Annotated in this window: 14 protein-coding genes; 3 read left to right on the top strand and 11 right to left on the bottom strand. The window is 73.1% G+C overall.

Annotated elements, in window-relative coordinates:
- Positions 1-57 precede the first annotated feature (57 nt).
- The 5 genes from K8F61_RS14040 to K8F61_RS14020 form a co-directional block, all read right to left on the bottom strand.
- On the bottom strand, positions 58-483 hold the full coding sequence (locus tag K8F61_RS14040; protein WP_084344839.1) for a hypothetical protein: 426 nt from the start codon (positions 481-483) through the stop codon (positions 58-60).
- Positions 480-1106 carry an acyl-CoA synthetase gene (locus tag K8F61_RS14035; RefSeq protein WP_231819555.1) on the bottom strand — a complete coding sequence of 209 codons (627 nt, stop codon included), beginning with the start codon at positions 1104-1106 and terminating at the stop codon, positions 480-482. Before K8F61_RS14035 ends, K8F61_RS14040 begins: the two co-directional genes overlap by 4 nt.
- Before the next feature lie 66 nt (positions 1107-1172).
- Complete coding sequence (locus K8F61_RS14030; protein ID WP_231819554.1) at positions 1173-1460, bottom strand: hypothetical protein; 288 nt, start codon at positions 1458-1460, stop codon at positions 1173-1175.
- Positions 1461-1527: 67 nt separating this feature from the next.
- Positions 1528-2373, bottom strand: coding sequence for an aggregation-promoting factor C-terminal-like domain-containing protein (locus tag K8F61_RS14025; RefSeq protein WP_231819553.1), 846 nt, complete (start codon positions 2371-2373; stop codon positions 1528-1530).
- Between the two features lie 147 nt (positions 2374-2520).
- A complete protein-coding gene (locus tag K8F61_RS14020) occupies positions 2521-4071 on the bottom strand; it encodes a hypothetical protein (protein ID WP_231819552.1) in 1551 nt (516 codons plus the stop codon).
- Between the two features lie 179 nt (positions 4072-4250).
- On the opposite strand from K8F61_RS14020, the gene K8F61_RS14015 reads away from it, so the two are divergent.
- Both K8F61_RS14015 and K8F61_RS14010 read left to right on the top strand, forming a co-directional pair.
- Entirely contained in the window at positions 4251-5222 is a 972-nt protein-coding gene (locus K8F61_RS14015; protein WP_231819551.1) for an acetylxylan esterase, read from the top strand.
- Between the two features lie 134 nt (positions 5223-5356).
- Positions 5357-7069, top strand: a complete 1713-nt coding sequence (locus K8F61_RS14010; RefSeq protein ID WP_231819550.1) for an AMP-binding protein — start codon at positions 5357-5359, stop codon at positions 7067-7069.
- 44 nt (positions 7070-7113) lie between these two features.
- Here the strand turns inward: K8F61_RS14010 and K8F61_RS14005 are convergent, their stop codons facing one another.
- The 5 genes from K8F61_RS14005 to K8F61_RS13985 all read right to left on the bottom strand — a co-directional run bounded on the left by K8F61_RS14005 (position 7114) and on the right by K8F61_RS13985 (position 11271).
- Positions 7114-8022: a VOC family protein gene (locus K8F61_RS14005; RefSeq protein ID WP_231819549.1), complete on the bottom strand. Its 909-nt coding sequence runs from the start codon at positions 8020-8022 to the stop codon at positions 7114-7116.
- A gap of 91 nt (positions 8023-8113) precedes the next feature.
- The gene (locus K8F61_RS14000) at positions 8114-8431 is read right to left on the bottom strand and encodes a hypothetical protein (RefSeq protein ID WP_219086959.1); all 318 of its coding nucleotides are present in this window, start codon (positions 8429-8431) and stop codon (positions 8114-8116) included.
- Between the two features lie 139 nt (positions 8432-8570).
- Positions 8571-10043, bottom strand: a complete 1473-nt coding sequence (locus K8F61_RS13995) for an MATE family efflux transporter (RefSeq protein WP_219086960.1) — start codon at positions 10041-10043, stop codon at positions 8571-8573.
- Between the two features lie 156 nt (positions 10044-10199).
- Positions 10200-11024: a hypothetical protein gene (locus K8F61_RS13990; RefSeq protein ID WP_231819548.1), complete on the bottom strand. Its 825-nt coding sequence runs from the start codon at positions 11022-11024 to the stop codon at positions 10200-10202.
- A 37-nt stretch (positions 11025-11061) separates the two neighbouring features.
- Positions 11062-11271, bottom strand: a complete 210-nt coding sequence (locus tag K8F61_RS13985) for a heavy-metal-associated domain-containing protein (RefSeq protein WP_067249631.1) — start codon at positions 11269-11271, stop codon at positions 11062-11064.
- A gap of 135 nt (positions 11272-11406) precedes the next feature.
- Between K8F61_RS13985 and K8F61_RS13980 the strand changes: the two genes are divergently transcribed.
- Positions 11407-12090, top strand: a complete 684-nt coding sequence (locus tag K8F61_RS13980; RefSeq protein ID WP_231819547.1) for a phosphoribosyltransferase — start codon at positions 11407-11409, stop codon at positions 12088-12090.
- Between the two features lie 10 nt (positions 12091-12100).
- Here K8F61_RS13980 and K8F61_RS13975 read toward each other — a convergent pair whose 3' ends face one another.
- Positions 12101-12553 carry a DUF6098 family protein gene (locus tag K8F61_RS13975; RefSeq protein ID WP_067249637.1) on the bottom strand — a complete coding sequence of 151 codons (453 nt, stop codon included), beginning with the start codon at positions 12551-12553 and terminating at the stop codon, positions 12101-12103.
- Positions 12554-12555: the final 2 nt, after the last annotated feature.

The following is a 12555-nucleotide window of genomic DNA, read 5'->3' as shown; positions in this document are numbered from 1 at the left end:
CGACCGGGAAGGGCCAGCGCAGCGACGAGACGAAACGCGCCCGACCCGACGCGACGGTCAGCGGTCGGCGGGAGGGTCCTCGTCCGTCGCAGCCTCACGCTGCGCCGCACCCGCCGACTCGTCGGCGCCCGTCTCGGGCGTCTCCTCGGCAGCGGCGTCCTCGGCAGGGGCGCCCTCGGCGGGAGGGTCGAGCAGCACGGGGCGATCGACGGTCTTCGTCACCTGTGCCGGGTCGACCGCGAGAATCAGCATGGCGAGGATCAGCAGCGTGACGATGAAGGCGCTGCCCCCGATCACCAGGGCGAGCCCCCACGGCGTCAGCCCGTCATAGGCGCCGCGCGCGACGGCGTCGATGACCCGGGTGGTGAACGCCCCGGTGGACACGAGCGTGACGACGGCGGCGAAGACGCCGCAGCCCAGGGCGATCCCCAGCAGGTGGAGGGGGCGCAGCAGCTCGCGGCGGGTGGGCTTGTCGTCGGTCACGCAGTTCCTCCGTGCTCGGTGGCGGGCCGCGGCGAGAACCCGGCGATGCCGAGCAGCACGGCCACGATGGCCGCATAGGCTCCGAAGATCCCCACCGCGAGGGTGATCCCGGTCAGGATGAAGTCGCCGGCGTCCTCGATCGAGTACGTCCACGCGTACTGCATCGGGACCAGGAGGAGGGCCACGGCCAGCAGCAGGCCGAGCACCCCGACGAGGAGGTGGTCCCGGGCGCCGTCGATCACCGGCTCCCCGCGCTGCGCGGCCGTGCGCGCGCGGATCCCCGCGATCAGCTCGACCAGTCCGGTGAGGGCGCCCCAGGCGATCACCAGCACGAAGAAGAGGGGCGTGGAGCGCCACGCCGGGATCCCGCCGGCCATGCCCGCGAGGAAGGAGAACGCCGCGAGCAGGACGTAGGGCCAGCGCCAGCCCGGCCGGGCGACGAGCCAGGCGGCCAGCGCGAGCACCAGCCCCGTCGCCAGCGCGAACCCGCTGAAGACGGAGAGGCCGACGGCGGCGGAGTGGTCCGGGGAGAACGTGATCATGAGCGCCGCGACGGCCGCGAAAAGGGCGCGAACGAGCTGCACGTGACGCACGCTGAACGTCGGGCTTGCGGAAGCGGTCATGGATCGATCCTCTGCGGGGGTGACCTCCCCAGTCTACGCGGGGGATCGCGGCGGGTCGGCCCGCGCTCAGGCCGGCGGCCGCCCCGCGTCCTCGTCCTCTCCGGCGCCGTCGGCGGGGCCTCCCCCGGTCGCACCGGCCTCGGCGTCGTCCGCGACGAGCGCGGTCAGATGCTCGACGAGCGCGGGCGGGATGGCGCCGTCGCTCAGGACGACGAGCTGCTGCAGGGGCATGCCGAGCACGGGCCCGAGGGCGTCCTCCGGAACCCCCGCGTCGCTCAGCAGCTCGCGGATGTACGCCCCTGCGCGCGGGTGGCCGAGCCAGTCTCCGAGAGAGCTGTTCGGGTCCAGTGCCATGACGGTTCCTCTCCGGGGCCGGATCCGCTCCGCTCGCCCCGCGGCCCGGGGACGCGGGCCGGTTCCATCAGTACCAGTTCGTGGCCTGGGAGTGGCCCCACGCGGCGCACGGGGTGCCGTACACGCTCTGGATGTAGCCGAGGCCCCAGCGGATCTGGGTGACGGCGTTGGTCTCCCAGTCGTCACCGGCGCTGGCCATCTTGTCCCCAGGAAGCGACTGGGGGATCCCGGTCGCGCCCGACGGGTTGTAGGCCTGGTAGTCCCAGCCCGACTCCTTCTGCCAGAGGGAGCTCAGGCACTGGAACTGGTCGCCGCCCCAGCCGTACTCGTCCGCCGCGATCTGCTGCGCGGCCGCGCGGGCGCCGTCCGGGGTGTTCGCCTCGGCGAGCGCGGCTGCTGCGGCCTCCGCGGCCTGCTTCTCGGAGACGGCGGTGGCGAGCTGGGTCCGCAGCGTCGCGGCCTGCGCGGCCACGGCCTGCGCCCGGTCGCGGAGGGAGGCGGTGACGGTGCCGCCGCGCGTGGACGAGGCGTCGGCCTCCTCCGCCGCGGAGCGGACGGACTTGAGTCCGTCGATGTCCACCGCAGCGCTCTGGGCGGCGAGGTCGAGTCCGGAGTTCTGGACCTCGATCACGGCGGTGGTCGCGTCCGTGAGGACGGCGTCCGATTCTGCGAGGGCGGCGCGCAGTTCCTGACGTGCCGTGTCGAAGGACGGCGACGCGGCCGCGGCGCGGGACAAGGGGTCGGCGGCGGCCGCCGGTGCGACGGCGGACAGGCCGAGGGAGGCGGCCGTGCCGAGGGCGACTCCGAACGCGACGGTCAGTGCGGCCGTGGTGCGGTGGGCGCGGCTGTGCGCGCGGCGGCGCGCGGTCTCGGTCCGGCGGAGGGCAGGGGTGGGCGACAGGGTCTCGGGCATGGGAGGCGTGATGATCCTTCGGGTGTTCCTCGCCGCTCGGGAGCGGCCGGCGCCCTCGGGTCAGGCGCACAAGGTAACGATTCTGCATCAGTGTTCCTGAATGCCGCCTCCGTGCGCGCTGGACGGGCGGTGGGAGCGGTCCGCGGTTCAGCGTCCCGCCGCGCCGAGCACCGCCTCCGTGATCGCCGCGGCGTCGTCCTCGAAGTCGTTCAGCGGCGCCGTGTCGACCGGCGCCGTGTCCCAGCGGCCGTCGGCGCGGTCGGGCAGCGTGGTGACCGTGATCCGCAGGACTCCGGGCTCCTCCGGCTCCCCCACCGCGATCACGGCCCGGGAGAACTCCGCCTCGCTCTTGACGGTCGCCGCACGGCCCGCGATCGTCGTCTCCTCGCCGTCCCCGAACGTGTACGCGAGCTCCTCGTCGGTGGTCTGGATCCGCACGACGAGGTCATGTCGAGGACGCACGTACATGCAGATCGGCGCCGGATCGTCCGTACCGTCGCGCTCGGCGACCACGGCCGGTCTCAGGTCCTCGCCCAGCGCCTCCCGCACCGCGTCGAACGCCGCCGTGCAGAGGACGTTCGGATCCCTCTCCCCCCAGACGACGACCGCCGCGGCGGAGTCGGGCACCGTGGCCTCGACCGCCTCCGCGCACGGCGACCCGGGCTCGACGTCGACGCACACGCCGGTCGCCGCGGTGTCCGGCTCGTCCGCCGCGTACAGCAGGCCGTCGAGGTCGGCATCGGCCGGTTTCGCGTGGTCGAGAGCCGGGGCGAGCTCCGCGACGAGCTCTCTGGCCTCGTCGCACGTGCGCGCGGACGCGGTCGCGCCGACGACCGGCTGACGGGTCCCCGCCGCCGCCGGCGACGCCCACGCATCCCACATGATCCGGCAGTCCTCGTCGCCCTCGGCGTACCAGATCAGGACCTCCCGGTTCGCGAGCGTCTCGGTCGGATACTCCGCCCACCCGTAGTTCGCACGCAGATCCGCGAGGTCCGGGCTGCGGCGCAGGTTGAGTCCGGACTCGGGCGTGACGCTCGTGAAGCCGACCCCGCCGGAATCCTTCCAGATCCCGCAGTCGCCGAGGCCCTCGTCCAGGCCGCTGCGCGGGGCGAGGACGGTGCCGTCGGCGGCGGGTCCGACGACCTGCTCGAAGACGTCGCAGACGACGAGGCCGTCGCGAGGATCGGCGTGACGCAGCGAGGACGGATCCGTCGCCAGCGCCTTCACCGCCGCCTCGGCGAACGCGATCGGCTCGGCGCAGTCGTAGGCGCCCTGCGACGGGTCCTGGGCGAACACGATCGCGTGCGCGAAGTCGACCGGAAGCCGGATCTCGCACCACTCCCACAGCGCCGTTTTCCGGTAGGCGGCGGCCCCGGCCAGGTCCGCGCGCTCCTCCCAGAACCGCTGCGACGCCGGCGCGGACGCCCACGTGTCGACCTTCAGCACCCCCGGGATCCGGCAGTGGTGCAGTTCCGGCACCCGCTCCCGCCCGGCGACCAGCGCCGGATCCAGGAGCGCGCACGGATCCAGCGACGCCATCGCCTGCGCGACGGCGTCGGCGTCCCGGTCGTCGTTGAGCACCGGCTCGATCGTGAGCGGCGTCGGCGTCGGCTCGGGACCGGTCAGGGTCGGCAGCACCCCGCAGCCGCTCAGCATGACGACGGCGGCGAGCACCGCCAGCGCACGGATCCCACGCATGTTCCACCCCCCCCCCGATCCGGCGTCCTCGCCGGTCAGGGGAATCCTAGACCGCGGCGCCCGCCGCGGCCCGCGGCGCCCCGCCCGCTCCGGGTCACCGCTCATCCGGCCGCGATGCATCCGGAGCCGCGGCGCGCCGCCCGGTAGTCTGCCGCTCACACCCACGCGAAGGATCCGACATGCCCCGTTTCGACCTGCCGCCCGAGCAGCTGCGCGCCTATCGCCCCGACGTCGCCGAGCCCGCCGACTTCGACGACTTCTGGGACCAGACCCTGACCGAGGCCCGGGCCCAGGCGTCCGCGCCGCGCCTTCGCCGGGTGGACTCGCCGCTGCAGGTCGTCGAGGCATGGGATGTGACCTTCTCCGGCTTCGACGGGGATCCGGTGTGCGCCTGGCTGCTCCTGCCCGCCGACGCGGTCGAGCCGCTGCCCGCGGTCGTCGAGTTCATCGGGTACAACGGCGGTCGGGGCCTCCCCCACGAGCGCCTGGGATGGTCCGCCTCCGGCTACGCGCACCTCATCATGGACACCCGCGGTCAGGGCAGCCGTTCGGGCACCGGCGGCAGCACCCCGGATCCGCACGGCACCGGGCCGTCCGTCCCGGGCTTCGTGACGCGGGGCATCGAGGATCCGCGCGACTACTACTACCGGCGGGTGTTCACCGACGCGGTACTCGCCGTGGACGCGATCCGCACACTGGATCGCGTGGATCCCGCCCGTGTCGCCGTCACCGGCATCAGCCAGGGCGGCGGCATCGCCATCGCCGCCGCCGGCCTGTGCACCGGGCTCGTCGCCGCCATGCCGGACGTCCCGTTCCTCTCGCACTTCGAGCGCGCCGTGGGGCTGACCGATCGGGATCCCTACGACGAGATCGTGCGGTATCTGTCCGTCCACCGCGGCGCCGCCTCGACGGTGTTCGAGACGTTGTCCTACTTCGACGCCGTGAACTTCGCGCGCCGCGCCACCGCGCCCTCCCTGTTCTCCGCGGCGCTGATGGATCCGGTGTGCCCGCCGTCCACGGTCTACGCGGCGCACAACCACTGGGGCGGTCATTCCGAGATCGTCGAGTACCCGTTCAACGAGCACGAGGGCGGGCTGGGCGTGCAGTGGCAGCGCCAGACGGCCTTCCTCGCCGATCAGCTCGCGCGCTGAGCCCTCCGTTTCGGGGTGTGATCCGGGGGATCGGGGTAGGAGGACGGACCCCGAACACCCGCGACGCGCCCCGAAACGCCGACACCCCGGGGCGCGAGGGCCAGGATGGAAGGGCCGTCCCCGAAGGAGCTGAGATGACCCGGTCCGCCACCGCCGCCACCGCCGCGATCCGCGCGGCGCGCGATCTGCTGTTCGCGCACGCCACCGACTACGAGGGCGCCCGCGCCGCCTTCCGCTGGCCCGAGCTCACGGAGTTCAACTTCGCGCTCGAATGGTTCGACGTCATCGCCGGCGAGAAGCCCGACCGCCCCGCGGTGCAGATCGTCTCCGCCGATCTCCGCGCCCGCACATGGACCTACGGCGAACTGTCCGCACGCTCGGATCAGGCCGCGAACGGGCTGCGCACGGCGGGGATCGGACGCGGCGATCACGTGATCGTGATGCTGGGGAACACCATCGAGCTGTGGGAGACCATGCTCGGCCTCACCAAGATCGGCGCCGTGGCCGTCCCGACCTCGACGCTCCTGTCCGCGGCGGACCTCGCGTACCGCGCCGAGCACGGACGCGCTCGCGCGATCGTCACCCGGGGGGAGCTGGCCGACCGTCTGGCGGGGATCGGGCCGGACGTCCTCCGCATCGCCGTGGGCGAGGTCGTCCCCGACGGCTGGCTCGCGTTCGCGGAGACCGCCGACGCCGCGGCGGCGGAGTTCGTGCCCGACGCGCCGACGCCGGCCGGCGACACGGCGCTGCTGTACTTCACGTCCGGCACGACCAACCGGCCCAAGCTCGTCCAGCACACGCACGTGTCGTACCCCGTCGGTCACCTGTCGACCATGTGGTGGCTGGGCCTGCGACCGGACGACGTGCACCTGAACATCTCCTCGCCCGGATGGGCCAAGCACGCCTGGTCGAGCTTCTACTCCCCGTTCCTCGCCGAGGCGACCGTCTTCGTCTACGACTACGACCGCTTCGACGCCGACACGCTCATGCGGGTGATGGACACCCACCACGTGAGCACGTTCTGCGCGCCGCCGACGGTGTGGCGCATGCTCATCCAGGCCGACCTCACACGGCTCACCCGCCCGCCGCGCGAGCTCGTCGGAGCGGGAGAGCCCCTGAACCCGGAGGTCATCACCCGCGTGCGCACCGCCTGGGGCGGCACGATCCGAGACGGCTTCGGCCAGACCGAGATGACCTGCTGCGTCGGGAACTCCCCCGGCCAGCCGGTGAAGGACGGATCGATGGGGCGCCCGCTGCCGGGGTATCCCGTGGTGCTGCTGGATCCGGCCACCGGCGAGCCCGCCGAGCGGGAGGGGGAGATCGCCCTCGACCTGTCCGCGGCGCCCCTGGGGCTCATGGCCGGGTACTACGCGGACCCGGACGCCACCGCCGCGTCCCGCGCGGGCGGCTTCCACCACACCGGCGACATCGCGACCCGGGACGAGGAGGGGTACCTCACCTACGTCGGGCGGGCGGACGACGTGTTCAAGGCGTCGGACTACAAGGTGTCGCCGTTCGAGCTGGAGTCCGTGCTCCTCGAGCACGACGACGTCGTGGAGGCGGCCGTCGTGCCGAGCCCCGATCCCACCCGGCTGGCCGTGCCGAAGGCCTACGTGTGCCTGACCGCGGCGGGCGCGGAGGATCCGGTGCGCACGGCGGGATCGATCTTCGCGCACGCCCGCGCACACCTCTCCCCGCATCTGTGGGTGCGGATCATCGAGTTCGTGCCGGAGCTGCCGAAGACGATCTCCGGCAAGATCCGCCGGGTGGAGCTGCGGGCGCGGGAGGCCGAGCGGGTCGCGTCGGGCGAGGATTCCGGTCAGCACCACGACCGCGACCATCGCTGAGAACCGGTCGGCTCAGGGAGGGGAACGGAGCCGGCACCGCGACGTCAGAGCTCGTCGATGACGATCCTCTTCATCGACATGAGGTGCGCGAACGCGTCCGGGCGCTGCAGGAGCTCCCCGATGTCGGACGGGACCACCTGCCAGCTCACCCCGAACCGGTCCGTGCACCATCCGCATGCCTCGGTCTCGGGCACGGCCGACAGCGCACGCCACAGCCGGTCGATCTCCGCCTGCCCGTCGCAGCGGACCTCCAGGGAGACACCGCCGTCGAACGGCACGGTCCGCGAGGTGCCGGAGTCCATCGCCGCGAAATCCTGCCCCACCAGCCGGAACCGTGCGAAGAGGACGTCGCCGGGTCGGGCCGGGCCCCGCGGCTCGGTGTGGGGGACGACGGAGAGGATCCCGGAGTCCGGGAGCAGGCCGGTGTAGAAATCCATCGCCTCGCGCGCGCGGTTCTGCACGGCGCCGCCGAACGTCAGCAGCGGGGTGACGAACGGGCGCCGCTCGCCCTCCGGCGGGACGATCATCGGCTGCCAGCTCACCCCGTACCGGTCCTCGATCCAGCCGTACCAGGGGCTGAACGGATGCGCGCCGAGCGCGATGAGCTCCGTGCCGCCTTCGCTCAGCGCGTCCCACACCGCGGTGACCCGCCGCCTCGTCGCCGACGCGTCCCCGTCGTCGTCGCGCGGGTCGAAGGCGAGCAGGAACGAGATCGACGGCTGCGGCCGGAACTGGTCTCCCGCGTTGATGAGCGTGATCCGGTACTCGCCGATCCGGACGTCGACCGTGACCGGCAGACCGGCGAAGCCCCGCTGCGGCTCGCGCAGCCCCTCGTCCGGATACCGTGCCGTGACCTCCGCGGTCGTCCCGGGCAGCGCGGAGGCGTAGAACGCGCCCGCCTGCTCCGCCACGCGGTGGCACCAGATGTTCGGAATGATGCGCTGACCGGCCATGCCGCCTCCTCGATCACTCCCCCGGGTCCATGGTGATCCCGCCGGATCGCACCGCACAAGCCCGCGCGGGGAGGACGGGTGAGGAGGGCGCCTACCCGAAGGCGCGCTCCTCACCCGAGGCGGCCCGGCGCGCGGCGATGCCGGCGCGGACGAGGCCGCCTACGGTCAGGGCTGCGGCGAGCGCGGCCAGCGACACGAGCAGGGGGGACCAATCACTCGTGAACGCCGACGCTACGCTCAACAGCGCCCCGACGATCCACAGACCCGCGGCCCCGCCGCAGAGGCCCGCCGACCCGCGGGCCAGGGCGAAGCCGGCCACCAGCGCGCAGATCACCGCCCACGTCGCCCCGGCGAAACCGATCGGGACGAAGATCGTGGACAACGCGCCCGCTACCGCAAGCGAGGTCATGGATCCTCCTTCGGCGCTCTTCCCGAAATGGCGCCGTGCTTCCACGCTACGAAGCGGCCGGCGCCCCGGGCATCCGCCGCAGGTGCCATCCGGCATCCGTCGGAAGGATGATCCGCGCGGCCTCCGCTTGGTCGAGCGGTCAGCGGCGCGAGCGGAAGAGCCGCCGACGCGCCGAGACGATCGGCACCGGCGCGGTGATGACCGCGTCGACGACCATGGACCCGTCGGTGGGCCCGACCACGGGGATCGCCGTCGTGGGGGTCACCTCCACGGGGTCGACCGGGAGCTTCGCCAGCTCGCGGTTCGCCTTCACGTAGGCCGGGATGAGCAGGGCGGCCGCCCCGATCCATGCCAGCGGGTTGCTCAGCGCGACGCCGACGAAGCCGATGAGCGCGCCGAGCACGACGGCCGCCGCGACGCGCATCACGAGCTCGATGACGCCGGTGACCGTCGGGATGAGGGTGTGACCGAGGCCCTGCAGCGCTCCTCGGAGCACGAACAGGACGCCGAGGAACGAGTAGCTCAGACCGTTGATGATGAGCATGAGGTTCGCGTCGTGCACGACCTCGTCCGAGCCCTCGCCGATGAACACGCGCACCATCGCCGTGCCGAACGCGACCAGCAGCGCGCCGAGCACGACGGCCGTGATGATCGCCATCCACGTCGCCTGGACGACGCCCTTGCGGATCCGGTCGGGCCGGCGCGCACCGAGGTTCTGCGCCGTGTACATGGAGGCGGCGAGCCCCAGCGAGGACAGGAACGCGACGGCGAGGCTGTCCACGCGGCTGGCGGTCGTGTAGGCGGCGACCGCCTCGGAGCCGAGGGTGTTCAGGGCGACCTGCACGGTGAGCGTGCCGATGGCGATGATCGAGGCCTGGAAGCCCATCGGAAGGCCCAGACGCAGGTGCTCGGCGAGGTCGGCGCGGCTCACCCGCCAGTCGGCGCGGCGCACGTGCAGGACCGGGAGCCGACGCCAGACGTAGACGAGGCAGAGGATCACCGAGACCGCCTGGGCGACGACCGTCGCCAGGGCCGCCCCCGCGACGCCCCATTCGAGCGTCCCGACCATGAGGATCACGAGCACGACGTTCAGCGCGCACGAGACGGTGAGGAACACCAGCGGCGTCCGGGAGTCGCCGATCGCGCGGATGATCGCGGACAGGTAGTTGAAGAACATGATGGTGCTGCCGCCGAGGAAGGTCACCTGGGTGAACACCGTCGCCTCGGCCATGAGCTCCGGCGGGGTCTGCAGGAGGGCGAGCGCCGGGCCGGAGATGAGCGGCGCCGCCACCGTGAGCAGCAGGCTCGTCGCCCCGGTGAGGATGGTGCCCGTGGCGACCGAACGCCGCACCGCGGCGTTGTCCGACGCTCCGAACGCCTGCGCCGTGGGGATCGCGAACCCGCTCGACATGCCCCAGGCGAACCCGATCAGCAGGAAGATCAGGCTTCCCGTCGCGCCCACGGCCGCCAGCGAGTTCACGCCGAGATGGCGGCCGACGACGATGGCGTCGACGAACTGGTACAGCTGCTGCACCACGTTGCCGATGAGCAGCGGGATGGAGAACGCGAGGATGACGCGCCACGGGCGGCCCGTGATGAGGGTGGTGGACATAGCGGTCCCAGGGCGGAAGGAGACGGATCGGGGGAAGGCTCGCGAGAAGCGATCCGATCAGTGTATCGAATCGATTCGAGAGCGCGCTACGTCCGCCCGGGAATGCCGGCGGCCCCGTGTCCGCGGACACGGGGCCGCCGAGCGACGGTGCGGTGCTCAGCCGGCGTGCGCCGCCGGGTGCGCGTCGAGCACGAAGGATGCGGTGTGCACGACGCCCGCGACCTGGAAGTCCAGGTAAAGCAGGTAGCGGCCCGCCGTGGGCGCCTGGGCCATGAACGCGATCTCCGGGCCGGAGAGGGCACCGTCCGACGGGGCCTGGCCCTCGGCGTGCACGTGGAGGTACGCGAGGTCCCCCTCCCGGAGGGCGACGAGGTGGCCGAAGGCGCCGAGGTAGGGCTCCAGCGTCGTCACCGGCTGCCCGTCACGGTGGATCCGCACCGTCAGCGCCGAGGCCTGACCCGCGACGAGCGCGCCCTCGACGGTCGCCTGGAACCCGGCCACGTCCGAGGCGGCGGCCGGCATGGCCGCCCGAGGGGTGAACTCCCCCGTGACGTCCACCGTGCGCGACAGCGTGACCTTGTCCGCGCCCGCGGGGGCGAAGTCCGCGTAGACGCGGTACGTGCCCGCCGCGTCCCAGACCCACGGGGCGGTCCAGGTGCCGGTGCCGGCGTCGAGCGCCGGGTGTACGTGGCGGAACCCCGTGCCGTCGGTGCGGACCACGATCAGGTGCAGCTCCTTCTCGTGGGACTGCTCGAACGCCGTCAGCGCCTCGCCGTCCTCCCCGAGGATCCGGAAGACGAGTTCCCCCGGCTCCCCCACAGCGGCCGGGGCCCCCACCGGCCCGAGCACGAGCCCCTGCGCCGAGAGGGACAGCCCCTCGGGCGCCGAACCGCCGTGCGCGCCGTGCCCTTCCGCATGCGCGCCCGTCGTCATCGTCCCGCTTCCCCCGTGCGCGCCGTGCGCCATCGCCTGCCCGTTCATCGTCTCCCGATCCTGTTCTCTCGTGTTCCGTCGCGGCTCAGACGCGCACCGCGGCGTATCCGGCCTCGCTGACCGCCTCGAGGACGGCCGCGTCATCGAGGGCGCCGGCGGAGGTGACGCGCAGCGAGCCGTCGGCCGCGCTGACCGCGATCTCCTCCACACCGTCGATCTGCTCGACCTCTTCGCGCACCGACAGCTCGCAGTGCCCGCAGGTCATGCCGGTGACCCGGTACTCGGTCGTGATCATGTCTCTCTCCTCCGTGGATTCGGGGCCGTGACAGGCCCGGCGCTCAGGACAACATAGTACCCCGAGGGGGTATTCCCCGATGTGCGTCCGCCTCTGTGCCGCTCCGCGTCAACCCCCTCCGGTGAAGATGCGGAGATGCCTAAGGTCGGCGGCATGACCGGCTCCCGTCGATACCGCGACCGCGCCGAGGCGGGGCGCGTGCTCGCCGCCGCGGTCCGCCGGCTCGGCCACGACGCACCGCTCGTGCTCGGGCTGCCGCGCGGCGGCGTCCCCGTCGCGGCGGAGATCGCGCAGGCCACCGGGGGCGATCTGGACGTCGTCGTCGTGCGGAAGCTGGGGTTCCCCGGAAACCCCGAGGTCGCGATGGGGGCGATCGCGTCCCTCGCCGGGCGGCTCGTGTCCGTCCGCAACCCGGAGGTCCTCGCGCACCTGGGCGCGGGGGCGGACGAGGCCTTCGAGCGCGCCGTCGCCCTCGAGGAGCCCGAGCTGCGTCGTCGGGAACGCGCCTACCGGGGCGACCGCGCCCCGCTGGACGTGCGCGGTCGCACGCTCGTCCTCGCCGACGACGGGATCGCCACGGGAGCGACCATGCGCGCGGCCGCCGCCGTGGTCCGGGACCGCGGGGCGGTGCGGACGCTCATCGCTGCCCCGATCGCGCTCGGAGACACGCCCCGGCTCCTGCACGACGCGGCCGACGACCTCGTCCTGCCCTGGACCTCGGATGAGCTGATGTCGGTGGGCCAGGCGTACGAGCTCTTCGACCAGACGCCGGACGAGCAGGTGCGCGCGCTGCTGGGCGCCGTCGCTCCCCGCGCGTGAGCGCTCCCCGTCACTCGCCCGGGCCGCGCCCGCGGTCGAACACCCGCGCGTACAGCCGCTCGGCCTCGTCCAGGGCGCTCTCGGCGATCACCGCCACGGGCACCACCTCGGACAGCAGCGGCTCACAGTCCGGCCCGCGCCCGACCTCCTCGCCGGTCAGCACCCAGGCGTAGCGCTCCGGCATCCTCTCCTGCAGGTGGCGGTACTGGCAGAGCTGACGCGACAACCAGTGCGTGAGAGGCCGCGTCCACCACGCCTCGGGACTGAGCGGATTGACGGAGAGCCCGGGGAGCTCGAGCCCGCTCTCCGTGTCGACGCTGCGCTCGCGCCGATCGTGCGCGGGGCCCTCGCTGTAGCGGACGTGCAGGGCGCCGTGCTCGGAGACCAGGCGCGCCAGTTCGTCGAGGCTGCCGCAGCGCGGCAGGTCGTCCTCGTCCTCCTGCGTCGGCTCCTCCTCGGACACGG

The organism is Microbacterium resistens, assembly GCF_021172025.1.
GTDB lineage: Bacteria > Actinomycetota > Actinomycetes > Actinomycetales > Microbacteriaceae > Microbacterium > Microbacterium resistens.
This window is presented reverse-complemented; position numbering and strand designations above follow the sequence as displayed.

Coding starts and splice junctions, on each gene's coding strand:
- K8F61_RS14035 (WP_231819555.1), bottom strand. CDS start 1,106: ATGACCGCTTCCGCAAGCCCGACGTTCAGCGTGCGTCACGTGCAGCTC.
- K8F61_RS14030 (WP_231819554.1), bottom strand. CDS start 1,460: ATGGCACTGGACCCGAACAGCTCTCTCGGAGACTGGCTCGGCCACCCG.
- K8F61_RS14025 (WP_231819553.1), bottom strand. CDS start 2,373: ATGCCCGAGACCCTGTCGCCCACCCCTGCCCTCCGCCGGACCGAGACC.
- K8F61_RS14020 (WP_231819552.1), bottom strand. CDS start 4,071: ATGCGTGGGATCCGTGCGCTGGCGGTGCTCGCCGCCGTCGTCATGCTG.
- K8F61_RS14015 (WP_231819551.1), top strand. CDS start 4,251: ATGCCCCGTTTCGACCTGCCGCCCGAGCAGCTGCGCGCCTATCGCCCC.
- K8F61_RS14010 (WP_231819550.1), top strand. CDS start 5,357: ATGACCCGGTCCGCCACCGCCGCCACCGCCGCGATCCGCGCGGCGCGC.
- K8F61_RS14005 (WP_231819549.1), bottom strand. CDS start 8,022: ATGGCCGGTCAGCGCATCATTCCGAACATCTGGTGCCACCGCGTGGCG.
- K8F61_RS14000 (WP_219086959.1), bottom strand. CDS start 8,431: ATGACCTCGCTTGCGGTAGCGGGCGCGTTGTCCACGATCTTCGTCCCG.
- K8F61_RS13995 (WP_219086960.1), bottom strand. CDS start 10,043: ATGTCCACCACCCTCATCACGGGCCGCCCGTGGCGCGTCATCCTCGCG.
- K8F61_RS13990 (WP_231819548.1), bottom strand. CDS start 11,024: ATGAACGGGCAGGCGATGGCGCACGGCGCGCACGGGGGAAGCGGGACG.
- K8F61_RS13985 (WP_067249631.1), bottom strand. CDS start 11,271: ATGATCACGACCGAGTACCGGGTCACCGGCATGACCTGCGGGCACTGC.
- K8F61_RS13980 (WP_231819547.1), top strand. CDS start 11,407: ATGCCTAAGGTCGGCGGCATGACCGGCTCCCGTCGATACCGCGACCGC.